This window comes from Micromonospora sp. NPDC048999, from assembly GCF_040649295.1.
Lineage (GTDB): Bacteria > Actinomycetota > Actinomycetes > Mycobacteriales > Micromonosporaceae > Micromonospora.
Window position 1 is genome coordinate 79,996 of record NZ_JBEZFI010000018.1, and the last position, 21,695, is coordinate 101,690.

22 protein-coding genes are annotated in these 21,695 nt (G+C 72.5%); 11 read left to right on the forward strand and 11 right to left on the reverse strand.

Annotated features, from left to right (window positions below):
- Positions 1–14: 14 nt before the first annotated feature.
- Positions 15–725 carry a DUF5753 domain-containing protein gene (locus tag AB0C02_RS19855; protein ID WP_357549827.1) on the reverse strand — a complete coding sequence of 237 codons (711 nt, stop codon included), beginning with the start codon at positions 723–725 and terminating at the stop codon, positions 15–17.
- On the opposite strand from AB0C02_RS19855, the gene AB0C02_RS19860 reads away from it, so the two are divergent.
- Positions 726–884, forward strand: a complete 159-nt coding sequence (locus tag AB0C02_RS19860; RefSeq protein WP_357549828.1) for a hypothetical protein — start codon at positions 726–728, stop codon at positions 882–884.
- Positions 885–918: 34 nt separating this feature from the next.
- Here the strand turns inward: AB0C02_RS19860 and AB0C02_RS19865 are convergent, their stop codons facing one another.
- Both AB0C02_RS19865 and AB0C02_RS19870 read right to left on the reverse strand, forming a co-directional pair.
- Positions 919–1,146 carry a sulfurtransferase TusA family protein gene (locus AB0C02_RS19865; protein WP_357549829.1) on the reverse strand — a complete coding sequence of 76 codons (228 nt, stop codon included), beginning with the start codon at positions 1,144–1,146 and terminating at the stop codon, positions 919–921.
- Between the two features lie 55 nt (positions 1,147–1,201).
- Positions 1,202–2,353, reverse strand: coding sequence for an aminotransferase class V-fold PLP-dependent enzyme (locus tag AB0C02_RS19870; RefSeq protein WP_357549830.1), 1,152 nt, complete (start codon positions 2,351–2,353; stop codon positions 1,202–1,204).
- Between the two features lie 167 nt (positions 2,354–2,520).
- Between AB0C02_RS19870 and coxB the strand changes: the two genes are divergently transcribed.
- Together coxB and AB0C02_RS19880 are read left to right on the forward strand one after the other, a co-directional pair.
- Positions 2,521–3,492: a cytochrome c oxidase subunit II gene (gene coxB, locus AB0C02_RS19875; protein WP_357549831.1), complete on the forward strand. Its 972-nt coding sequence runs from the start codon at positions 2,521–2,523 to the stop codon at positions 3,490–3,492.
- Positions 3,493–3,502: 10 nt separating this feature from the next.
- Positions 3,503–3,928 carry a cytochrome c oxidase subunit 4 gene (locus AB0C02_RS19880; RefSeq protein ID WP_357549832.1) on the forward strand — a complete coding sequence of 142 codons (426 nt, stop codon included), beginning with the start codon at positions 3,503–3,505 and terminating at the stop codon, positions 3,926–3,928.
- Between the two features lie 79 nt (positions 3,929–4,007).
- On the opposite strand, the gene trpD is transcribed toward AB0C02_RS19880, so the two are convergent.
- The 3 genes from trpD to AB0C02_RS19895 form a co-directional block, all read right to left on the reverse strand.
- On the reverse strand, positions 4,008–5,054 hold the full coding sequence (trpD, locus tag AB0C02_RS19885; protein ID WP_357549833.1) for an anthranilate phosphoribosyltransferase: 1,047 nt from the start codon (positions 5,052–5,054) through the stop codon (positions 4,008–4,010).
- Positions 5,055–5,164: 110 nt separating this feature from the next.
- Positions 5,165–5,563: a hypothetical protein gene (locus tag AB0C02_RS19890; protein WP_357549834.1), complete on the reverse strand. Its 399-nt coding sequence runs from the start codon at positions 5,561–5,563 to the stop codon at positions 5,165–5,167.
- A gap of 144 nt (positions 5,564–5,707) precedes the next feature.
- Positions 5,708–6,613 (reverse strand): cytochrome c oxidase assembly protein, encoded by a 906-nt coding sequence (locus AB0C02_RS19895; RefSeq protein WP_357549868.1) that lies wholly within the window; start codon positions 6,611–6,613, stop codon positions 5,708–5,710.
- Between the two features lie 174 nt (positions 6,614–6,787).
- On the opposite strand from AB0C02_RS19895, the gene AB0C02_RS19900 reads away from it, so the two are divergent.
- From AB0C02_RS19900 to AB0C02_RS19920, 5 genes are all read left to right on the forward strand, one after another.
- Positions 6,788–7,387 (forward strand): heme-copper oxidase subunit III, encoded by a 600-nt coding sequence (locus AB0C02_RS19900; protein ID WP_357549835.1) that lies wholly within the window; start codon positions 6,788–6,790, stop codon positions 7,385–7,387.
- A 72-nt stretch (positions 7,388–7,459) separates the two neighbouring features.
- Entirely contained in the window at positions 7,460–8,296 is an 837-nt protein-coding gene (locus AB0C02_RS19905; RefSeq protein WP_357549836.1) for a cytochrome c, read from the forward strand.
- A 67-nt stretch (positions 8,297–8,363) separates the two neighbouring features.
- Complete coding sequence (locus AB0C02_RS19910) at positions 8,364–9,446, forward strand: Rieske 2Fe-2S domain-containing protein (RefSeq protein WP_357549837.1); 1,083 nt, start codon at positions 8,364–8,366, stop codon at positions 9,444–9,446.
- Entirely contained in the window at positions 9,443–11,071 is a 1,629-nt protein-coding gene (locus AB0C02_RS19915; RefSeq protein WP_357549838.1) for a cytochrome b N-terminal domain-containing protein, read from the forward strand. Before AB0C02_RS19910 ends, AB0C02_RS19915 begins: the two co-directional genes overlap by 4 nt.
- 208 nt (positions 11,072–11,279) lie before the next feature.
- Positions 11,280–11,975, forward strand: a complete 696-nt coding sequence (locus AB0C02_RS19920) for a DUF4142 domain-containing protein (RefSeq protein WP_357549839.1) — start codon at positions 11,280–11,282, stop codon at positions 11,973–11,975.
- 66 nt (positions 11,976–12,041) lie between these two features.
- Here the strand turns inward: AB0C02_RS19920 and AB0C02_RS19925 are convergent, their stop codons facing one another.
- From AB0C02_RS19925 to AB0C02_RS19945, 5 genes are all read right to left on the reverse strand, one after another.
- Positions 12,042–12,329 carry an Lrp/AsnC ligand binding domain-containing protein gene (locus tag AB0C02_RS19925; protein ID WP_357549840.1) on the reverse strand — a complete coding sequence of 96 codons (288 nt, stop codon included), beginning with the start codon at positions 12,327–12,329 and terminating at the stop codon, positions 12,042–12,044.
- Between the two features lie 52 nt (positions 12,330–12,381).
- Positions 12,382–13,242, reverse strand: coding sequence for a sugar phosphate nucleotidyltransferase (locus AB0C02_RS19930; RefSeq protein ID WP_357549869.1), 861 nt, complete (start codon positions 13,240–13,242; stop codon positions 12,382–12,384).
- Between the two features lie 113 nt (positions 13,243–13,355).
- Positions 13,356–13,889, reverse strand: a complete 534-nt coding sequence (locus AB0C02_RS19935) for an NUDIX domain-containing protein (protein WP_357549841.1) — start codon at positions 13,887–13,889, stop codon at positions 13,356–13,358.
- Between the two features lie 46 nt (positions 13,890–13,935).
- Positions 13,936–15,726, reverse strand: a complete 1,791-nt coding sequence (locus AB0C02_RS19940) for an HD domain-containing protein (RefSeq protein ID WP_357549870.1) — start codon at positions 15,724–15,726, stop codon at positions 13,936–13,938.
- A gap of 127 nt (positions 15,727–15,853) precedes the next feature.
- Positions 15,854–17,611 (reverse strand): DEDD exonuclease domain-containing protein, encoded by a 1,758-nt coding sequence (locus AB0C02_RS19945; protein WP_357549842.1) that lies wholly within the window; start codon positions 17,609–17,611, stop codon positions 15,854–15,856.
- Between the two features lie 127 nt (positions 17,612–17,738).
- Here AB0C02_RS19945 and AB0C02_RS19950 point away from each other — a divergent pair, with 127 nt between their 5' ends.
- From AB0C02_RS19950 to AB0C02_RS19960, 3 genes are all read left to right on the forward strand, one after another.
- Positions 17,739–19,181: an NYN domain-containing protein gene (locus AB0C02_RS19950; protein ID WP_357549843.1), complete on the forward strand. Its 1,443-nt coding sequence runs from the start codon at positions 17,739–17,741 to the stop codon at positions 19,179–19,181.
- A 118-nt stretch (positions 19,182–19,299) separates the two neighbouring features.
- Positions 19,300–20,559: a M48 family metallopeptidase gene (locus AB0C02_RS19955; protein WP_357549844.1), complete on the forward strand. Its 1,260-nt coding sequence runs from the start codon at positions 19,300–19,302 to the stop codon at positions 20,557–20,559.
- A complete protein-coding gene (locus AB0C02_RS19960; protein WP_357549845.1) occupies positions 20,556–21,680 on the forward strand; it encodes a glycosyltransferase family 4 protein in 1,125 nt (374 codons plus the stop codon). The genes AB0C02_RS19955 and AB0C02_RS19960 overlap by 4 nt, the downstream gene beginning before the upstream one ends.
- The last annotated feature ends 15 nt before the right edge of the window (positions 21,681–21,695 follow it).

The window sequence follows — 21,695 nt, forward strand, 5'->3', positions numbered from 1 at the left end:
GATCGCCTCCGGAGCTAGGCGCCGGCCAGCTCCCTGATCAACGCTCGGGACTCGGCCGGCGAGAGGGCGACCTGGCGCAGGTTGTCTGCCACCATGCTATAGGTCCGCACGCCGTCCGGATCCTGCACGTACATGGCGCCGTCGAGCACCTCGGTGTAGGCGATTGGCCGGACGTGCGCGAAGTCCAGCAGGACGAACTTGCCGATCGCGCCTGCCGCGTGCGGGCCGTCCTCGGGGCGGAGCACCTGCACGGTGACGTTTGGCAGCTCGGACATGTCGGCCAAGTGCGCGAGCTGGGCCCTCCGGGTCTGATCCCCGTTGACCCGCAGCCGCAGCGCCGCCTCACCGATCACAGCGTGCAGGCCGAGCGGCGGGTCGTCGGTGAGGCGGCGGGCCCGCACCTGTCGGAACGAGACGAACCGCTCGGCGTGGTCGGGCCGCACGAAGCCGGTGCCGAGGGTCAACGCCTGGGCGTACTTCTCGGTCTGGAGCAGGCCGGGAATCACCATCGACTCGAAGACGAAGGCGCTGTCGGCCAGCCCCTCCAGACCGACGTACGTCTTGAACCAGTCGGGCATGACGGCCGCCCAGGGTGCCCACCGGGTCTTCGCGTCGGAGCGGGTGGCGATGGCGGTGAGCCGGTCGATCGCGCTCTGCTCGACCTCGCAGGCCCGCAACACCGTCGCGATGTCCTCGGGGAACTGCTGGTAGCGGCCGGTCTCCATGTGCCCGAGCTCATTGGCTGGGGGCTCTCCTTCGCCGACGGCGTGCTCTTCTGCGACCCCGAGCGGTCGTACACCGGCCGGTTCGCTGACGCGGAAAGCACGCTGCGCCTGCTCGCCCGAACAAACGGCCGGCTGCACCTGATCTGGCTCGACCGCTGACCCGTTCGAGGCTGACCTGTAAAAGGGGGCCTCCTTACAAAACTCGGCGTACGTCGTAGGCGGGGGTGCTGGGGTGGGCGGCGAGGAACTCCTGGCCGCGCATCCGGCACCAGGCCGGAATGTCCACTGCGGCGGCCGGATCGTCGGCCAGCACCCGCAACACCGCGCCGACCGGCAGTTCGGGCAGCCGACGCGCCAGGTTGATCACCGGTAGCGGGCAGTGCTGGCCCCGGCAGTCCAACACCTCGTCCGGCTCGCTCACAGCGCCGCCTCGGTTCGCGACTGCGGGGCTCGCAAAACCGGCTCACTCCTCGCGCTCACAGCCCGGCCACTCCCGCCTCGGCGCGCAGGTCGGCGACCACCCCGGGAAGCTCGGCGAGGAAGCGTTCCACCTCCGCCTCGGTCGTCTCGCGGTGCAGCGACACCCGGACGTTGCCGTGTGACAGCACCCCCATCGCCTCCAGCACGTGCGACGGCCGCAGCGTCGACGAGGTGCAGGAGGAACCGGAGGAGACCGCGAAGCCGCGCCGGTCCAGCGCGTGCAGCAGCGCCTCGCCGTCCACATAGAGGCAGGAGAAGGTGACCAGGTGGGGAAGCCGGTCCACCGGGTCGCCGACCACCTCCACGTCCGGCACCTCGGCCGCCACCCGGGCCCGGATCCGGTCCACCAGCGGCGCCAACCGGGCGGTCTCGGCTGCCGCGTCGGCCGCCGCCGCGCGCAGGCTCGCCGCCGCGGCCACCACCGCCGGCAGGTTCAGCACCCCCGGGGTACGCCCCGACTCCCGCTCGTCGGCGGGGAACGGCGACTCCCAGCGGGTGCCCTTGCGGACCACCAGCAGCCCGACGCCGGGCGGCCCGCCCCACTTGTGCGCGCTCGCGGTCAGCACCGACCAGCCGGCCGGCAGGGGTGCCCGGCCGACCAGTTGCGCCGCGTCGACGTACAGCGGCACCCCCACCTGCGCGCACGCCTCGGCCGCGGCCGGCACCGGCTGCACCGTGCCCACCTCGTGGCTGGCCCCGATCAGGGCCGCCAGGGCCACCCCGGGCGCGCCCACCGCCGCCGTCCAGGCGGCCAGGTCGAGCCGGCCGAGCCGGTCCACCGGCACGGAGTTCGCCGTCCCGCCGTCGGCCACGTGCCGCTGCGCGGCGTGCAGCACGGCCGAGTGCTCGATCGCGGAGTGCACCAGCGCGCCGCCCACCCGCTGCCGCCCCAGCAGGCCACCCAGCACGGCGGCGTGCGCCGCGGTCGTACCGCTGGGGGTGAAGGAGAGCTCGTCGGCGCGGACGCCGAGGGTCTGCGCGGCGGCCTCGCGGGCGGCGTCGAGGAGCTGCCGTGCCCGGCGGGCCTGGGCGTAGAGCCTGGCGGGGTCGGCCCAACCATCGTCCAGGGCGGCCAGCAGCGCCTGCCGCGCGACGGGATGCAGCGGAGCGGCGGCGGCCGCGTCCAGGTAGACCGGGGATGTGCTCACGAAGGTGACGCTATCGCCTGGGTACGCTCAAGATCCCCCCGATAGGGCGGAGAGTGACCCCAAGACGGTCAGGCCAGTCATGGTCGAGTAATCTGCGACCGTCGGTGACGCCTTTGCCGTCGGTGTTGAGGAACAACCGCCGCGGCGCGCTAGGGAGGCAGGACCAGGTGGTCGCAAGGAGTTCGGAGGTACGGTCGTCGGCCGTACGGCACAGCGCTTCCCAGGGGGCCGGTGGACGCCGGCGGCGTGGTGCTGGTCGACTTGCCGGGCTCGGCCTCGGCGGAGCCGCGCTGCTGGTTCTGCTCACCGGCTGCGACGTCGGCAAGACGTTCGGCGGTTTCGGGTGGCCGCAGGGCGGCATCACTCCGGAGGCGCACCGGATGTACGACCTGTGGATCGCGTCCTGCATCGCGGCGCTCGCGGTCGGCGTGTTCGTCTGGGGCCTGATCTTCTGGTGCGTGATCCGCTACCGGAAGCGGGGCAACGAGCTGCCGGTGCAGACCCGCTACAACCTGCCGATGGAGTTCCTCTACACCATCGCGCCGATCCTCGTGGTCTCCGTGCTCTTCTACTACACGGCGGTCGTGCAGACCGACGTCAACAAGCTCACGAAGAACCCCGACATGACCGTCGAGGTCGTCGCCTTCAAGTGGAACTGGCAGTTCAACTACCGCGACGGCCAGGGCCGCGACGCCAACACCGTCGCCTCGGTCCTCGGCACCAGCGACGTCATCCCGGTGCTGGTCCTGCCGAGCGGTCGGTCGATCCGGTTCGAGGAGCAGAGCCGCGACGTCGTCCACTCCTTCTGGGTGCCGGAGCTGCTGTTCAAGCGGGACGTCTTCCCGGGCAACGTCCGCAACGTCTTCGAGGTCTCCAGCATCGACCAGGAGGGCGCGTTCGTCGGCCGCTGCGCCGAGCTGTGCGGCACCTACCACGCCTTCATGAACTTCGAGATGCGGGTCGTCTCGCCGCAGAAGTTCGACCAGTTCCTCGCGGAGAAGAAGGCCGGCAAGTCGACGCAGGATGCGCTCACGGCGATCGGCGAGAAGCCGTACGCCACGACCACCGAGCCGTTCGACACCCGGCGCACCACGAACAACTTCAACCCGACCGACGCGTCGGCCGGCGCGGGAAGCTGAGGGATCCGGCATGAAGACCGAGTGGCGAATCTTCCTGATCGTGGCGTCGTTCCTCGCCGGCACCGCCGTCCTCTACGGCGCCTGGACGGCCGGCGAGAGCGGCCGGGTCGAGTGGGTCGGCACCGTCGCGCTTGCGCTGTCGTTCCTGCTCTGCTCGATGTGCGGCGGCTTCTTCTGGTTCGTCTCCCGCCGGATCGACCTGCGCCCGGAGGACCGGGCGGACGGTGAGATCGCCGACGGCGCGGGTGAGGTCGGCTTCTTCAGCCCGGGCAGCTACTGGCCGTTCGGCGTGGCCCTGGCCGCGACGATCGCCGGCCTGGGGCTGGTCTTCTGGCAGCTGTGGCTGGTAGGCGTGGGCGCGGTGGCGGTCATCCTCACCGCCTGCGGCCTGCTCTTCGAGTACTACTCCGGCACCCGCCGGACCGCCGAACACTGATCTGACGGCTGCGCCGAAAAGGCCCGCGCCCCGGTTGGGGGACGCGGGCCTTTCGCATGCGTGCGGCCGGCGTGTTCGGTCAGAGCGAGCGGCCGACCTCAAGCCACCGGTCCAGGACGCCGGCGGCGGCCCCGGAGTCGATCGACTCGGCCGCCCGGGCCAGGCCGGCCCGCAGCGCCTCGTGCAGGTCGCCGTCGAGCGGGCCCTGGGTGGCCAGGGCCACCGCGGCGTTCACCAGCACCGCGTCCCGGACCGGACCGGTCTCGCCGGCCAGCAGCCGTCGGGCCACGCCGGCGTTGTATTCCGCATCGCCGCCCCGCAGATCGGCCAGGGTGGACCGGCGTACGCCGAGCTCCACCGCGTCCAGCAGCGCCTCCCGGACGGTGCCCTGCTGGGCCACCCACACCCGGGTCGGCGCTGCGGTACTGAACTCGTCCAGCCCGTCCTCGCCGCGCATCACGACCACCGAGTCCCCGCGGGCGGCGAACACGGCCGCCATCACCGGCGCCATCCGCTGGTCGAAGCAGCCGACCGCGCCGGCCCGGGGGCGGGCCGGGTTGGTCAGCGGGCCGAGGAAGTTGAAGAAGGTGGGTACGCCGACCTCCCGGCGGACCGGGCCGGCGTGGCGCATCCCCGGGTGGAAGCGGGCCGCGAAGCAGAACCCGATGCCGGCCTCGGTGACGCACCGGGCCACCTGCTCGGGGGTCAGGTCCAGCGGCACGCCGAGGTATTCCAGCAGGTCGGCGGTGCCGCACGAGGAGGAGGCGGCGCGGTTGCCGTGCTTGACCACCCGGACGCCGGCCCCGGCCGCCACGAGCGCGGTCATCGTGGAGATGTTGACCGTGTGCGCGAGGTCACCGCCGGTGCCGACCACGTCCAGCGCGGTGGCCCGGATCTCCTCGGGAAGCTCGACCTCGACGGACCGGCCGAGCATCGCCTCCACCAGGCCGGCCAGCTCGGCCGGGGTCTCGCCCTTGGCGCGCAGCGCCACCGCGAAGCCGGCCACCTGCGCCGGGCTGGCCGAGCCGGTCATGATCTCGTCCATCGCCCAGGCGGTGTCGGCGGTGGAGAGTTCCTCGTTGCGCAGCAGCGCGTTGAGCAACAGCGGCCAGGTCCGTTCGCCCATGGTGGGCCTCCTGAGCGGGGCGTGGAGAGCGGGTGTGGCGGCCGGCATCCGGTCCGGAGTGCCGCCTGGCGGCGCCACGGCCACGCTGCCGTGGCGCCGAGTGGGTCGACTCAGGCCGCGACGTGCGTACGCCGCAGCAGCTCGGCGACGGTGGTGCCGGCGGTCACCGGGTCGAGCGGGTGGGTCAGCGTGGCGTCGACCTCGGCGTACGCGGCCAGCCAGCGGTCGGCGGCGCGGGCGAGCACCACGCAGGTCAGCGGGGCGTCGTCCCGGTCGTCCTTGATCTGGCGGGCGATGCCGATGCCGCCGCCCGGGGTCGCCTCGCCGTCGAGCAGGAGCAGGTCGATCTCGTAGTCGTCGACCAGCCGGACGCACTCGGCGTAGCCGGAGGCCTCGACGAACTCGATCGCGAGCCCGGGCGCGGGCCGGGTGCCGACGGCGAGTCGCATCCGGTCGCGGACCTCCGGGTCGTCGCTGTAGAGCAGGACGGTGCAAAGACGATCACTCATGCCGGCTGGCTCCCACTTCGTAGCTGCCCGCTGATCGTAGCGGTCGTCACATCCGGGCGGACGGCCCGCCCTGGCGTACCCGTCGACGGCTCCAGGTCGCGGCGCGGCGTCAGACGCGCCGAGCTGGAGTTGTCGCAGGGGAGCTCAGCCGGCGGCCTCGGCGGCGGCCCGCTCGCGCGCCTCCTGGCGGTCCAGCTCGCGGTCCAGCCGGCGGGCCTCCCGTTCGGACTGTTTGATCCACTGGACGACCAGCACGGCCAGCATGGTGACGCTGACGAACTCACCGCCGGCCCAGAGCACGCCGCCGGCCACCACCTGGTCGTTCCACGGGTCCGACCAGCTCAGCTGCAACGACGGGTACCAGTCGCCGCCGAGCAGCGTCGTGCTCTGCATGATGGTGAGCCCGAGCACGGTGTGGAATGGCACGGAGAGCAGCATCAGCAGGGCCCGGGCCGGGTACGGCCAGCGCCCGGGCAGCGGGTCCAGGCCGAGCAGCGGCCAGAAGAACACGCAGCCGGTCATGATGAAGTGCGCGTGGGTCAGCTCGTGCGCCCACTCGTGCTGCAGCGTGTAGTGGTAGAGGTCGGTGAAGTAGAGCGCGAACGGGTTCACCACGAAGATGGCGAACGCGACCAGCGGGAAGCTGTAGATCCGGGCGATCCGGCTGTGCACGATCGCCAGCAGCCGCTTGCGGGGTCGCACCGGGAGGGTGCGCAGGGCGAGCGTCACCGGGGCGCCCAGCGCCAGGAAGATCGGCGAGATCATGGACAGCACCATGTGCTGCACCATGTGCACCGACAGCACGGTGGTGTCGTACGTGCCCAGCCCGCTGAGGGTGACCGCCGCGATGCCGCCCAGGCCGGGGCCGAGGAAGCAGACCGTCCGGAGCGCCGGCCAGTGGTCGCCGCGCAGCCGCAGCCGGTACACGCCGTACAGGTAGAGGCCGGCGGCGAGGAGAATGCCGAGGGCGAGCCAGCTGTTCAGCCGGGCCTCGGTGAGGATCCGCGCGACGGTGAACGGCGGCAGGGCGGCCTCGCCGCCCGCCGCCAGGAGCGCCGGAGCGACTCGTGGCGGAGCGACCGAGGTAGCAACGAAGATCGGATCGACGTGCAGCACGCTTTTCAGGGTAGGTCAGGCGAAGCGGACGACCCCGATCGGGCCACTGTCGGCGCAGGTTTGCCACCCCGCTGATCGTCGTTCCCGGTCAAGGGCAATAATGACCGCGTGACTGCGGCCCCAGCCATTGACAAGAGCCGGATCCACTCCCTGACCCGACCAAACATGGTCAGCGTGGGGACGATCGTCTGGCTCTCCAGCGAACTCATGTTCTTCGCGGCGTTGTTCGCGATGTACTTCTCGATCCGCGCGGCGGCGCCGGAGCAGTGGGAGAAGCACACCGAGGTCCTCAACATCCCCTACGCGACCACCTTCACGGTGATCCTGGTGTTGTCCTCGGTGACCTGCCAGCTCGGTGTCTTCGCGGCCGAGAAGGGCGACGTCCACGCCCTCCGCAGGTGGTTCACGATCACCTTCGTGATGGGCCTGATCTTCGTGCTCGGCCAGGCGAACGAGTATCGCAACCTGGTCCACGAGGGTGTGAAGATCAACGGAGACGGGTACGGGTCGATGTTCTACCTGACCACCGGCTTCCACGGTCTGCACGTGTCCGGCGGTCTGGTGGCCTTCATCATCTTCATGATCCGCACCACCATGGGCCGGTTCACCCCGGCGCAGGCCACGTCGGCGATCGTCGTGTCGTACTACTGGCACTTCGTCGACGTCGTGTGGATCGGGCTCTACGCCATGATCTACTGGCTCCAGTGATCTTGGCGCGTCACACATCGCGCCGCTGCTCCGTCCCCTGAGACAAGGTCCAACCGGTTAAGGACACAGGTCATGACTTCTGACAACGACCGCCGACGCGGTCTGCTCGCGCGGTTGCGCGGGCGGCCCGTAGCGCGCAGCAGGGGCCGCCGCCGGCTGGGTGCCGCGGTCCGGCTGGCCGCCGCGCTGATGCTGGCCGGCGGCGCCTACACCGCCTTCGCCCCTGGCGTGCAGGCGCAGGACACGCCGCCCCTCAGCGCCGCCGCCAACGAGGGCAAGGCGCTGTTCGACGTGAGCTGTGTGACCTGCCACGGTCTCAACGGCCAGGGCGTCGTGGACCGTGGTCCGAGCCTGGTCGGTGTCGGTTCGGCCGCAGTCGAGTTCCAGGTCGGCACCGGCCGGATGCCGATGGTCCGGCAGGAGGCCCAGGCCCCGCGGAAGTACCCGCAGTTCACCGACGAGCAGGTGCGCCAGCTCGGCCAATACATCCAGGAGCTCGGCGGCGGCCCGCAGGTCCCCGCGGGCAACAACCTGCACCAGAACGGCGACGTGGCCACCGGCGGCGAGCTGTTCCGGATCAACTGCTCGCAGTGCCACGCCTTCACCGGCGGCGGCGGCGCCCTCTCCTCGGGCAAGTACGCGCCGAGCCTGATGCCATCCAGCGACCGGCAGATCTACGCCGCGATGCTGAGCGGCCCGCAGAACATGCCGGTGTTCGGCGACAACCAGATCTCTCCGCAGGAGAAGGCCGACATCATCGCCTACATCCAGGAGTCCCTGAAGGGCACCCAGGACCAGGGCGGTTTCAACCTGGGCCGGTACGGCCCGTCGACCGAGGGTGTCGCGATCTTCCTGGTCGGCATCGTCGCGCTGGTCTTCGCGAGCCTGTGGATTGCGGGCAAGTCGTGACCGAGCAGACCATTCGTTTCAGTGCTGCGGCGTCGACCCCCGGCGCTGCCCGTAGCGAGGTGACGGCATGAGCACCCTGCACCAGGCCCCGCAGGGTCGGGAGCCGCTCGACGTGAACGACCCCGGGCTCTCCCGGTTCGACGTCCTCAAGGAGGGCTTGCGGCGGGACGACATCGAGATCGTCCACTACGAGCCGCAGGTGGTCCCGGGCAGCAAGGCGGAGCGCCGGCTGACCCGTACGGTCGCCACGATGTTCCTGTTGACCGGCGTGGCCGGCACCGCGTTCATGCTCGTCTACATCCTGTGGCCGTGGCGGTGGGAGGCGGGCCGCGGCGGCGACAAGTACTTCACCCCGCTGCTCGGCGTGACCCTCGGCATCGCGCTGCTCGGCATCGGCTTCGGCATCCTCACCTGGGGCAAGAAGCTGCTGCCCAAGGAGGTCTCGATCCAGGACCGGCACGACCAGCCGAGCTCCTCGGAGGACCGCCGGATCACCGGCGAGACGATGCTCTACATGGCCGACGAGATGGGCGTCCGGCGCCGGCCGCTGCTCGGCATCTCGTTGCTCGCCGGGCTCGCGCCGGTCGGCGTGGTGGCCGTGACGCCGCTGATCGGTGGCCTGATCAAGAACCCGCACACGAACAACCAGTATTTCACCACCGGGTTCAAGCCGGCCGAGGGCGGCAAGAAGATTCGGCTGATCCGCGAGGACGGCCGGCCGATCCGCCCGGCCGATGTCAGCGTGGGTGGTCAGCTCACCGTGTTCCCGGGCGTCGACGGCGGCGTCAGCAACCGGTACGCCGACTCACCGACCCTGCTGATCCACCTCCGCGACGAGGACGCGCAGAAGTCGCGTGCCGCCAACGCCAGCATCGACCACGGCGACTACATGTGGGGCAACTTCGCGGCGTTCTCCAAGATCTGCACGCATGCCGGCTGCCCGGCGAGCCTCTACGAGCAGCAGACCAACCGACTGCTCTGCCCCTGCCACCAGTCGCAGTTCCTCATCACCCGCAACGCTGAGCCGGTCTTCGGCCCGGCGAACCGGCGGCTGCCGCAGTTGCCGATCGAGGTGGACGAGGAAGGCTTCTTCGTGGCGAAGTCCGACTACACCGAAACCATCGGTCCCGACTTCTGGGAGCGGCCATGAAGCGCCGAAAGTTTGACGCAGCAGCGCTGCCGGGCAAGACCGCCGGGGCCCTGGACGACCGCTTCCAGGCGGCCACTCCGCTGCGTAAGCTGCTGAACAAGGTCTTCCCCGACCACTGGTCCTTCCTGCTCGGCGAGATCGCGCTCTTCTCGTTCATCGTGCTGTTGCTGACCGGTGTCTACCTGACCTTCTGGTTCAACCCGTCGATGGCCGAGGTCACCTACAACGGCAGCTACGCCCCGCTGCGGGGCACCCCGATGTCGGCCGCGTACGAATCCAGCCTGGACCTCTCGTTCGATGTCCGGGGTGGTCTGATCATGCGGCAGATGCACCACTGGTCGGCCCTGCTGTTCATGGCCGCCATCGTGGTGCACATGCTGCGGGTGTTCTTCACCGGCGCGTTCCGCAAGCCGCGCGAGACCAACTGGATCATCGGCTCGCTGCTGTTCTGGGTGGGCTTCCTGGCCGGCTTCACCGGCTACTCGCTGCCGGACGACGGCCTGTCCGGCACCGGTCTGCGGATCGCCTCCGGCATCATGCTGTCGATCCCGGTGATCGGCTCGTGGGTCACCACGGCCGTCTTCGGCGGGGAGTTCCCGGGCACCATCATCATCAGCCGGTTCTTCATCGCCCACGTGCTGCTCATCCCGGGTCTGCTGGTGGCACTGATCAGCGCCCACCTGGGCCTGGTCTTCAAGCAGAAGCACACCCAGTGGCCCGGCCCCGGCCGGACCAACGAGAACGTGGTCGGCGAGCGGATGTTCCCGCGCTACGCGATCAAGCAGGGCGGCTTCTTCATGGTCGTCTTCGGCGTGATCGCGCTGATGGGTGGCCTGTTCCAGATCAACCCGATCTGGTACTTCGGCCCGTACGAGGCCTGGGTGGTCTCCGCGGCCAGCCAGCCCGACTGGTACGTCATGTTCCTCGACGGCTCGACCCGCCTCATGCCCGGCTGGGAGATCTTCATCCCGATCGGCAACGGGTACGTCATCCCGCCGCTGTTCTGGCCGACGGTCGTGCTCCCCGGCGTGCTGGTGGGTCTGTCGACGCTGTACCCGTTCCTGGAGGCCCGCCGCCTGAAGGACAACCGCCACCACAACCTGCTCCAGCGGCCCCGGGACGTTCCGGCCCGGACCGCGCTGGGCATGATGGCGCTGGCGTTCTTCATCGTGCTGACCCTCTCCGGCGGCAACGACGTCATCGCCGACAAGTTCCACATCAGTTTGAACGCGATGACCTGGGCGGGCCGGGTCGGCCTGCTGGTCCTGCCGCCGCTGGCCTACTACGTCACCTACCGCATCTGCCTCGGTCTGCAGCAGCACGACCGGGAGGTGCTGGCCCACGGCGTGGAGACCGGCATCATCAAGCGGCTGCCGGACGGCCGGTTCGTCGAGGTGCACCAGCCGCTCAGCGCGGCCGAGGGCCACGAGGAGCACGCCGGCCTGGACTACGTCGGCTGGGTCGTACCGAAGAAGATGAACCGGCTCGGTGCCCTCGGCCCGGCGGTCCGGGGCTTCTTCTACCCGATCGAGAAGCCGGCCGAGGCGCCGGTCTCGCCGGGACACCCGCCGGTCGAGCCCCGGCCGGAACGCGAGGAGATCGGCAGCGGCGAGAGCCGTCGCTGACCTGCCCCAGCAGCACTGATCGTGGCGTCCGCCGGTTTTCCGGCGGGCGCCACGGCCGTTTCCACGCCGTCCGTCCCGTCCCGCCCGCCGCGTGCCCCGTGCTTCCGCTCCGCTGCCCCGCCACCCCCCGACCCCGGACGGGTGGATTCGCAGGAATAACCCCGGTCAGCCGGGTATCCGTGCGGTCCAACGAAAAAGGGGGGGACAGATGTTGGGTATCAAACGCCTCGGACTCCTGGCCGCCATGGTGGTGGTCGGGGTGGCGCCCGCCGCGGCGGCGCAGGCCGCGGCGCAGCCGTCGACGCAGGACACCCAGTACCTGCAGGCGCTGCATCAGGTCAACCTGGCCCAGATCACCATGGGCAACCTGGCCCAGCAGAAGGGCCAGAACACCGAGGTCAAGGACCTGGGCAAGCAGTTCGTGACGGACCACACCCAGCTGGACGACTCGGTGAAGTCCACCGCGTCGCAGCTGAACGTCCAGCTGCCGAACAGCCCGACCGCGGACCAGCAGAAGGTCATCGATCAGCTGAACGGCCTCAGCGGGGCCGAGTTCGACAAGGCGTGGGTGACCGCCGAGCTGGCGGCCGTCGTCCAGGCCATCCAGGCCACCCAGACCGAGATCTCGCAGGGCTCCGAACAGTCGGTGATCACGCTGGCCCAGGACGCGCTGCCGGTGCTCCAGGCGCACCTCGACGCGTTGGAGTCGCTGGCCCAGACCCTCGGCGTCCCGGTCCCGCAGGCCAGCGCCAGCAGCGGCACGCCCGGCCCGGGCGGCACCTCGACGCCGGCTCCGGGCGGCACCGAATCCCCGGCTCCGGGCGGCACCGAGACCCCGGCTCCGGGCACCACCGAGACGCCGGCTCCGGGCACCACCGAGACCCCGGCACCGAGCCAGAGCTGACCCGTACGACTGATGGTGGCCGGTCCGCCCCCGCTGGGGGTGGGCCGGCCACCACGCGTACGGGGGTCAGTCGGCGCTGGCCAGCCCGATCGCGAACGCCTCCTCCAGGTCGTGCTGCGAGTACGCCCGGAACGCGATGTGCGACTCGGTGTTGATCACGCCGGGGACCTTGGAGATGTGGCCCGCGATGACCTGGGCGATCTGCTCGAACTCGCGGACCCGGACCATCGCGATCAGGTCGACGTGACCGGCCACCGAGTAGACCTCGCTGACGCCGGGCAGGTTGGCCAGGGTTTCTGCCACCTCGGGGATGGAGTCGGTGGCGCAGTCGATCAGCACGATCGCGGTGATCACGGGACATTTCTCCGTTCGTCGACGTCGTCGCCCATGCTAGGCGCTCGTCGGGTCACCCCGTCCCCGGCTCCGCCGATCCGGCGGCCGGGACGGTCAGTCCGCCCCCGGCGCGGATCGCATCGGCGAGCCGCTCGTCCGCCCGGACGGTCGCGCCGGGCCAGACCACGGCGCGGACGACCTCGCCCCGGACGGTCGCCCCCGGGCCGATCACCGCCCGGTGCACCCGGCCGGAGACCGTGGCGGACGGGGCGACAAGGCTGTCGTCGCCGGCCACGTGCAGGTTTGCCGCCAGGTAGTCGACCGGGGTGCCGGTGTCGTAGAAGGCGCCCCGGTAGGGCACCACCTCCAGCGCACCGGCCGCCTCCGCCGGCCGCCACACCGCAGCGACGAGGTCGCCGAAGGCCGCCGGTAGGCCCCGGACCAGCCGCCAGGGCAGCAGCGAGAACCCGACGAACCGGTGGCCGCTGAAGGTCCCCGGGGCCGCCGGGTCGTCGGCCGGCTGGCCGAGCAGGCGTACGGTCCACCCGTCCCAGCCGTTCAGCAGCGCCGCGACGTCCGGCCCGGGCGGGGCCTCCGGATCGGCCAGGTACGCGTCGGCGTTGCCGACCAGCACGCCCCGCCCGGCGACCCAGTCCCGCAGGTTGCCCAGCCCGCCCGCGGTGCCGAGCGGGTCGCCCGGCTCGACCGACCGGTGGGCCCGGGCCCCGACGTGCGCCACCACCAGGTCGCCCAGGTAGCAGGCGTTCACCGCGACGCGCTCCGGACCGGCCAGACCGAGCCCGGCCAACCGGTCCAGGGCCCGGTCCAGCAGCGGCACGTTGCCCACCGGGCAGAGTGCCTTGGGCAGCCGCTCGGTGAGCGGCCGCAGCCGAGTGCCCTCGCCCGCGGCGAGCACCACCGCGCAGACGTCCACCGCGGTCCGCCAGCCGGCACCGGCCGCGTCGGTCGGGCGCCCGGCGGGGTCGGTCGGGCACCTGGCGGGACCGGCACCGGCCGACGGGCCGGTGGGGCCGGTACGCGGCCCGGTCACGTGGCCGGTGGCACCGCTCGCGGCACCTCGCCGGTACGCGGGCCGATGCCGTAGTGACCGAGCAGGTTGGCGGTGGCCCGGCTCAGTCGGGGCAGGTCGTCCAGCGGGTGCCAGGCCGCCTCGAAGACCTCGGCGCCGTCCACGGTCAGCTCGGTGGTCGAGGCCGGCACCTCGGTCTCGAAGACCACGTCCACCCAGCCCTTGTCGTGCACCAGCGCGTTGGGCACGGCCGGCCGGAGCCGGTCGGGGGAGAGCCGGATGCCGGACTCCTCGTGCAGCTCGCGGGCCGCGCCGACCACCGGCGCCTCGCCGCGTTGCAGCAGCCCGGCCGGCAGGGACCAGCTGTAGCCGGGCGGCTGGCGCAGCAGCAGGATCCGCCCCGCGTCCTCGGTGTCCCGGACCAGGGTGACCGCGCCGACGATGTACTTCGGCACGGTCAGGCGGACCAGCCGGCGTCGCAGCGGGACGGGCAGGCGGTAGAAGAGCTGATAGCCGAGGGCCCGTCCGGTGGCACGCGCGCGGGGGAGCATGCCTTCAGGCTAGTGCTTTGATCGATCGGTCGGACGGATGGCCTTCCTACTTCCGGTGATCGACAAGGTCGATCAGTTGGCGGACCACCGCGTCCGGCTCGACGGCCCGGTCGAAGACCGCCACCAGCAGGGTCTCCAGGTCGGGGTAGCCCAGTTCCTCGGAGAGCCGCAGCAGGGGCAGGTCGCTGGCCAGGCCCCGGCTGTGCTTGCGCAGTGCGAGGCCGATGGTGGCCCGGCCGAGGCGTACCTTGTCGGCGATCGAGATGCCCGGCTCGGTGTGCTCGGCGAACCAGCGGTTGATCTGCATCTGGGCGTGCGGCGACTTGACGAAGCCCAGCCACTCCCGACGCGGCCCGCGCGGCGCGACGGCGGCCTCGAAGCCGCTCTCCGCGTCGCTCTCGGTGAAGATCTCCACCACGTCGCCCTCCTCCAGTTCGGAGGAGAGCGGCGCCAGTCGCCCGTTGATCCGGGCGGCGAGGCAGTGGTCGCCCCGCTCGGTGCCCAGCTCGTACGCCAGATCGACCGGGGTCGCGCCGGCCGGGAGGAGGATCTGCCGCCCGTCGGCGACCACCTGGATCTGCGCCTCCGCCAGGTCGCAGCGCAGCGATGCCATGAACTGGGTCGGGTCGACCGTCTCCTGCTCCCAGTCGAGCACCCGGCGCAGCCAGGCCAGCTCGTCCGCCCGGTCGGCGGCCCGCCCGGCGGCGCGCGGGAAGCGGTAGTGGGCGGCGATGCCGTACTCGGCGGACCGGTGCATCTCCTGGGTGCGGATGAGCACCTCCACCGTGCGGTTCTGCGGCCCGCAGACGCTGGTGTGCAGCGACCGGTAGAGGTTGTTCTTGGGGGAGGCGATGAAGTCCTTGAAGCGGCCCGGCACCGGCCGCCACAGCCCGTGCACCGCCCCGAGCGCGGCGTAGCAGTCGGTGGCGGGGCCGTCCACCACGATCGCGATGCGGGGCAGGTCGAACGGCGTGGCGTGGCCGCCCGCCACGGTGTCCTTCCAGATCGAGTAGAGGTGCCGAGGCCGGGGGGAGACCTCGGCGTCGACCCGGCTGCGGCGCAGCGCCACCCTGGCCTTGGCCACCACACCGGCGAGGTAGGCGTCCCACCCGGGCCGGTCGTGCACGTGCCGGGCGATCCGGGCGTGCTCCTCGGGGTGCAGGTGCAGCAGCACCACGTCGTCCAGATCGCGTTTGAGGGTCTGGATGCCCAGTCGGTCGCAGAGCGGGACGAGCACCTCCTCGGTCTTGCGCGCGATCCGCTCCCGGGAGGCGGCGGAGCGTACGCCGAGGGTGCGCATGTTGTGCAGTCGGTCGGCCAGCTTGATGATCAGCACCCGGACGTCCTTGCCGGCCGCGACGATCATCTTGCGGTTGGTCTCCGCCTCGGCCGCCTTGCCGTAGAACGCCTTGTCGAACTTGGTCACCCCGTCGACCAGGTGGGCCACCTCGCGGCCGAAGTCCTCCTGGAGCGCCTGCAGGGTGTAGCGGGTGTCCTCCACGGTGTCGTGCAGCAGCGCTGCGACCAGGGTGGTGGTGTCCATGCCGAGGTCCGCGCAGATCTGGGCGACGGCGAGGGGGTGGGTGATGTACGGCTCGCCACTCTTGCGGAACTGGCCGCGGTGCATGTTCTCGGCGATCGTGTACGCCCGCCGCAGCACGGAGGCGTCGGCGTTGGCGTGGCTGCCGCGGTGGGCGCGGGCCAGCGCGCTGACCGGGTCGGTGTCGGTGGTGGGCCAGGTGAGCAAAGAGCGCAGCCGGCGGGTCAGCGGCAGGTCGCCGGGCTGGGTGGGCAGGGCACCGCCCAGAGCGGCGCCGTGTCCGGCGTCGACGTCCACCTGGGACACCTCCTCACCCCGGCCCCGGGCCGCCGCGTCGGACGACCGGGAGCAGGCCCGCGAAACGGGCAGGACTGCACTCTCTTAACAGACTAAAGGAGTCGACGTAGTCCGATCGGGCACTTGGTCATGGGCGTTCGGCTGAGACTTGGGGGGAACTCCCGTTTTCGGCCTTGCTCAGCAGGGCCCGGAACCGGCCCGCGCCGGTGGCCGGTGACGCCCAACCGGAGGAGGTCTCCAGCAATCGGGTCTCCGGTCGCTCCAACCACGACAGGATGCGCTCGGTCTCCTCGGCGGAGGCCGCCGGGACCGGGCCGTGACCGGGCAGCACGGTCTCGGCGGTGGCCCGGATCGCGTTCAACGTCGGCCGTGGATGGACGCCGGGTGGGGAGACGCCGGCGCCGGCCAGCCGGCCGTGCCGGACCAGGGCCAGCTCCCAGCCACCGCGGGCGTGCGGGCGGGCGGCGGCCAGCTCCTCGATGCGGGTCAGCGCGACCAGACGCTGCATCCGGACCGTCGCGCGCAGCACCGCGGCCAGCCGGCCCCGCACCGCCGCGGCCTCCTCGTAGCGCTGCGCGTGGGAGAGCCCCTCGATCCGGGCGAGCAGGGCGTCCACCACCACCTTCGGGTCGTCGGTGGTGGCGGTGCGGAACGGGGCGGCGGCGCGGTGGTCGTACTCCTCGGGGGTGATCCGGTGCTCGCAGGGCGCCGGGCAGCGACCCAGCTCGGCCAGCGCGCAGGCCGGCATGGTGGTGCGCCGGGAGAGCCGGTGCGTGCACTGGCGCAGCGGCACCGCGTCGTGGAAGCCGGCGGCGGCCAGCTCGGCGGCCTGCCGGGAGCGGAACGGGCCGAGGTAGGAGGTGTCGGTCGGGGCCAGGTCGCGCACGATCGACAACCGGGGGTACGCCTCGGCGGTGAGCTTCAGCCAGACCTGGCGTTCCGGATACTTGGAGCGCCGGTTGTACGGCGGCGCGTGCGCGGCGATCAGCCGCAGCTCGCGGACCTCCGCCTCCAGCGAGTGGGCGCACTCGACGGCCTCGACCCGCTCGGCGGCGGCCAGCATCTCGGAGATCCGGGCCCGCTTCTCGCCAGCGGTGAAGTAGCTGCGGACCCGGGTGGCGATGTCGCCGGAGGTGCCGACGTAGAGCGGCCGATCGTCGGCCGCCCGGAAGATGTAGACACCGGGCACCTTTGGCAGCCCGTCGGCGAGGTGCCGCTTGCGGCGCTGGGTGGGGGTGACCGCCCGGGCGAACTCGATCGCCTCGCCGACGGTGTCCACCCGGTGCCCGCCGAGCCGGCCGATCAGCCCGTGCAGCACGTCGACGGTGGCCTTCGCGTCGTCCAACGCCCGGTGGGTGGGCTGGGTGGCGGTGCGGAAGTAGGCGGCCAGGGTGCTCAGCTTGCGGTTGGGCACCTCGTCGCGGGTGAGCACCCGGCGGGCCAGCGCCGCGGTGTCCAGCACCCGCGGGTTGGGCCAGCGGTAGCCGTGTTTCGCGCAGGCGGCCTTGAGGAAGCCCACGTCGTACGGGGCGTTGTGGGCGACCAGCACGGCGTCGGCGATGAACTCCAGGAAGCTCGGCAGCACCTGCTCGATCGGCGGGGCGGGGATCAGCATGGCCTGGCTGATGCCGGTCAGCACGGTGATGAACGGCGGGATCGGCTCGCCCGGGTTGACCAGGGTGGCGAGCACGCCCAGCTCCTCGCCGCCGCGCACCTTCACCGCGCCGATCTCGGTGATCCCGCCGCCGTCCGGCGCGCCGCCGGTGGTCTCCAGGTCGACCACCACGAAGGTGGTCGCGTAGAGCGGCAGCGCGGGGTCGACCCCCGTGCCCGCCGCCCGGTCCAGACCGGCCAGCGCCTCCTGGACGTACACCCCTCGCGTCACCCGCGGCACGTTAACGGCCGGGTCCGACACTCCCGTACCACCTGTCCCAGCCGTTATCACGGGCTTAGGATGAGAGATCGGCTCACTCACCGGGCGGTGGGCCCGTCTGCGGTGGGAGACTTGCCACATGCCGCTCCCCGAGCCGTACGACGACCACCTCCCCGAGGAGGAGCCGGTGGCCGCCGTGCACGACGCCGGTGAGAGCCAGCCGGACCCGGACGCTGCCGGCGCGCCGATCGCCGCCGGCGGGTCGGCTGCGCCCGAGCCCGAGCCGGTCCTGCCCGAGCCGGTCCGGCAGCGGATCGTGGCGCTCACCGCCGCCGTGCTGCCCGGGCTGCCCGTCGACGAGGTGCCCGTCCCGCTGCGCCGGGTCGCCAAGTTCGCCCCCAACCGGCGCGCCCGGCTGGGTGCCCCGGCCATCGCCGCCCAGCTCACCGCCGACCCGCTGTTCCGGCAGCGGATCACCGCGCGGGTGCTGGCCGACGCCGGTGACCTGGGCGCGGCCGTCGTGGCGGGGACCGCCCCGGCCGCCGCCGACCCGGTCGAGGTGGCCGCCCTGGCGTACCTGACCCGGCCGCGAGGCTGGCGGGAGCTGATCGAGGCCAGCGGCGCCGCGGTGCGCGCGGAGGCGGAGACCGCGGTGGTGGCCGAGCTGGTCCGGGAGGCCGAGCAGCGGGCCACCCGGGCCGAGCACGACCGGGCGGTGGCCCGGGTCGAGGCGGAGAAGCTGCGCGACGAGCTCGCCCGGGTGCGGGAGGAGCTGGGCCAGCTTCGCGAGGAGGGCCGGCAGCTCACCCGTACGCTGCGGGAGACCCAGGCCCGGGAGCGCAAGGCCACCGAGCTGCTGTCCACCGAGCGGGGCCGGGTTGCCCGGGCGACGGCCGACGCGGACGCCGAGCTGCGCCGCGTTCGGGCCCGGCTGGCCGAGGCGGAGTCGACCGCGGGAATGGCGCGGGCCGCCGCCAAGGAGGCCCGCTCGGTCGACGACGCGCGGCTGTGGCTGCTGCTGGAGACCATCGGCCAGGCGGCGGTCGGGCTGCGCCGCGAGCTGGCGCTCGACCCGGTGGAGAAGCTGCCCGCCGACTTCGTCGCCGACGCCTTCGCCGACCAGTCGGCGGCCACCCCGGCCGGCGCGGCCGCCCGCGCCCGCGACACCGACGACCCGGCCCGGCTGGACCAGTTGCTCGCCCTCCCCAAGGCGCACCTGGTGGTCGACGGCTACAACGTCACCAAGCGTGGCTTCGGCGAGATGTCGCTGGAGCAGCAGCGCAAACGGCTGATCAGCGGGCTGGGCGGGATCGCCGCGCAGACCGGCGACGAGATCACCGTCGTCTTCGACGGCGCCGAGCGGATCCACGGGCTGCCGCCCACGCCGCGTGGGGTGCGGGTGCTCTTCAGCCGCAAGGGGGAGACCGCGGACGAGTTGATCCGCCGGCTGGTCCGCGCCGAGCCGTCGGGCCGGACGGTCGTGGTGGTCTCCTCCGATCGTGAGGTCGCCGAAGGCGTACGCCGACACGGCGCGTACCCGCTCGGCGCCGACTCGCTGCTGCGCCGGCTGTCCCGCTCCTGATGCGCGATGTTCGGGCGCGGGCACCGATCCGGCGGCCCGCGCCGGAACTTAGGATGAGCGCTCACGGCGGGAGGAGCGGCGGCATGACGTGGGCAGGGCGCGACGACGGGGCACGAGGGTGAGTCCGCGGGGCTGGGCCGTGCTCACGCTGGCCGGGCTGGCCGTCGCGCTGGTCGTCGCCGGGGCGTTGCTGATCCCGTGGGGCCGGCCGCCGGCGCCCCGGGCCGACCAGCTCGCCGCGCTGCGGGCCCTGCCGGTCGACCAGGTGGCCCGGGGCCGGGCGTTCCAGGCCGCGCTGCGTCCCGGCGGGTACGCGTCGCTGGCCGTCGGCCTGCTGATCGCACTCGCGCTCGGGCTGAGCCCGCTCGGCAGCCGCCTGGTGGAGCTGGCCGGCCGCCCGTTCGGCGGGCACTGGGCCGCCCAGGCGGTGCTCGGCGGGCTGGCCGTGATGCTCCTCGTCGACCTGCTCACCCTGCCCTTCTCCGCCTGGCGACACACCGTGCTGGCCCGCTACGGGTTGAGCACCCAGGGTTGGGGCGGCTGGGCGGTGGACCTGGTCAAGTCGTACGCGGTCACCGCGGTCATCGGCGCGCTGGTCCTGCTCGCCTTCTACTCGGTGGTCCGGCTCGCCCCCCGCTGGTGGTGGGCGTTCGGCGCGGCCGGCGCCGCCGGGCTGGTGGTGCTGCTGTCGTTCGTGCTGCCGGTGCTGGTGGAGCCGGTGTTCAACCGGTTCACCCCGATGGAGCCCGGCCCGCTGCGCACCGAGCTGATGAGCATGGCCGCCCGGGACGGGGTGCCGGTCCGCGACGTGCTGGTCGCCGACGCCTCCCGGCGCACCCGCGCGGTCAACGCGTACGTCTCCGGGCTGGGACCCACCCGGCGGGTGGTGGTCTACGACACCCTGCTGCGCGAGGCCACCCCCGAGGAGGTGACCAGCGTGGTCGCCCACGAGCTGGGGCACGCGAAGGACCACGACGTCTGGGTCGGCACCCTGGTCGGGGCGCTCGGCGCCGCCGCCGCGGTGGTGGCGCTCTATCTGGTCGGTTCCTGGCCGCCGTTGCTGCGGCTGGCGGGGGTCGACTCGATCGCCCAGCCTCGGGCGTTTCCGCTGCTCATCGCGCTGATCACCGTGGCCGGTCTGGTGGCTACCCCGGCGCAGGCGCTGATGTCCCGGCGGGTGGAGGCCCGGGCTGACGCGCACGCGCTGGCGCTCACCGGCGACCCGGCCACCTTCGAGGCGATGCAGCGCCGCCTGGCCGGGGTCAACCTGGCCGACCCCGATCCGCCGCGCTGGGAGTACCTCTGGTCGGCGTCCCACCCGTCCACCGTCGAGCGGATGGCCGCCGCCCGCGCCTACGCCAGGGAGATCGGCAGATGAGCCGGACCTTGCTGATCACCAACGACTTTCCGCCCCGCCCCGGGGGCATCCAGTCCTTCGTGCACAATCTCGCCGTGCGCCAGCCGCCCGGCTCGGTGGTGGTATACGCGTCGAGCTGGCGGGGCGCCGCGAAGTTCGATGCCGACCAGCCCTTCGAGGTGATCCGGGAACGCACCAAGGTGCTGCTGCCCACCCCGCTGATCGCCCGTCGCGCCGCCAAGCTGGCCCGGGCGTACGACTGTGACACCGTGTGGTTCGGCGCGGCGGCCCCGCTGGGTCTGCTCGCGGCGGGGCTGCGCCGGCGGGCCGGCATCCGGCGGGCGGTGGCGCTGACCCACGGGCACGAGGTTGGCTGGGCCGCGCTGCCCGGCGCGCGGGCGGCGCTGCGCCGGATCGGCCGGGGCGTGGACGTCACCACCTACCTGGGGGAATACACCCGCAGCCGGCTGGCCCGGGTGCTGGACGGGGTGACCGAGCTGCGCCGGCTCGCGCCGGGCGTCGACGTGGAGACCTACCACCCGGAGGTGAACGGGGAGCGGGTGCGGCTGCGGCTGGGCCTGGCCGACCGGCCGGTCGTGGTGTGCGTTTCGCGCCTGGTGCCGCGCAAGGGGCAGGACATGCTGATCCGGGCCCTGCCGGAGATCCGCCGTCGGGTGCCGGACGCGGCGCTGCTGATCGTCGGTGGGGGGCCGTACCGGGCCACGCTGGAGAAGCTGGCCCGGCAGACCGGGGTGGACCGGGACGTGGTCTTCACCGGCTCGGTGCCGTCGGCCGAGCTGCCCGCCCACTACGCCGCCGGCGACGTGTACGCCATGCCCTGCCGGACTCGCAACCGGGGATTGGACGTCGAGGGGCTGGGGATCGTCTACCTGGAGGCCAGCGCGACCGGGCTGCCGGTGGTGGCCGGCGACTCGGGCGGCGCGCCCGACGCCGTCCGCGAGGGCGAGACGGGGTACGTGGTCCGGGGGCTGGACGTCGCCCAGCTCGCCGACCGGGTGGCGACGCTGCTCGCCGACCGGGACCTGGCCCGCCAGTTCGGCGCGGCGGGCCGCGCGTGGGTGGAGAAGGAGTGGCGCTGGGAGGCCCAGGCCGAACGGATGGCCGCCCTGCTCGCCGGCTGACCCGGGCCGCCCCGC

What these genes read in the sequence shown, in the direction of transcription:
- AB0C02_RS19960 (WP_357549845.1), top strand. Translation starts at nt 20,556, where the DNA reads ATGAGCCGGACCTTGCTGATCACCAACGACTTTCCGCCCCGCCCCGGG.
- trpD (WP_357549833.1), bottom strand. Translation starts at nt 5,054, where the DNA reads ATGGGCGAACGGACCTGGCCGCTGTTGCTCAACGCGCTGCTGCGCAAC.
- AB0C02_RS19890 (WP_357549834.1), bottom strand. Translation starts at nt 5,563, where the DNA reads ATGAGTGATCGTCTTTGCACCGTCCTGCTCTACAGCGACGACCCGGAG.
- AB0C02_RS19855 (WP_357549827.1), bottom strand. Translation starts at nt 725, where the DNA reads ATGGAGACCGGCCGCTACCAGCAGTTCCCCGAGGACATCGCGACGGTG.
- AB0C02_RS19915 (WP_357549838.1), top strand. Translation starts at nt 9,443, where the DNA reads ATGAAGCGCCGAAAGTTTGACGCAGCAGCGCTGCCGGGCAAGACCGCC.
- AB0C02_RS19920 (WP_357549839.1), top strand. Translation starts at nt 11,280, where the DNA reads ATGTTGGGTATCAAACGCCTCGGACTCCTGGCCGCCATGGTGGTGGTC.
- AB0C02_RS19905 (WP_357549836.1), top strand. Translation starts at nt 7,460, where the DNA reads ATGACTTCTGACAACGACCGCCGACGCGGTCTGCTCGCGCGGTTGCGC.
- AB0C02_RS19950 (WP_357549843.1), top strand. Translation starts at nt 17,739, where the DNA reads ATGCCGCTCCCCGAGCCGTACGACGACCACCTCCCCGAGGAGGAGCCG.
- AB0C02_RS19880 (WP_357549832.1), top strand. Translation starts at nt 3,503, where the DNA reads ATGAAGACCGAGTGGCGAATCTTCCTGATCGTGGCGTCGTTCCTCGCC.
- AB0C02_RS19935 (WP_357549841.1), bottom strand. Translation starts at nt 13,889, where the DNA reads ATGCTCCCCCGCGCGCGTGCCACCGGACGGGCCCTCGGCTATCAGCTC.
- AB0C02_RS19910 (WP_357549837.1), top strand. Translation starts at nt 8,364, where the DNA reads ATGAGCACCCTGCACCAGGCCCCGCAGGGTCGGGAGCCGCTCGACGTG.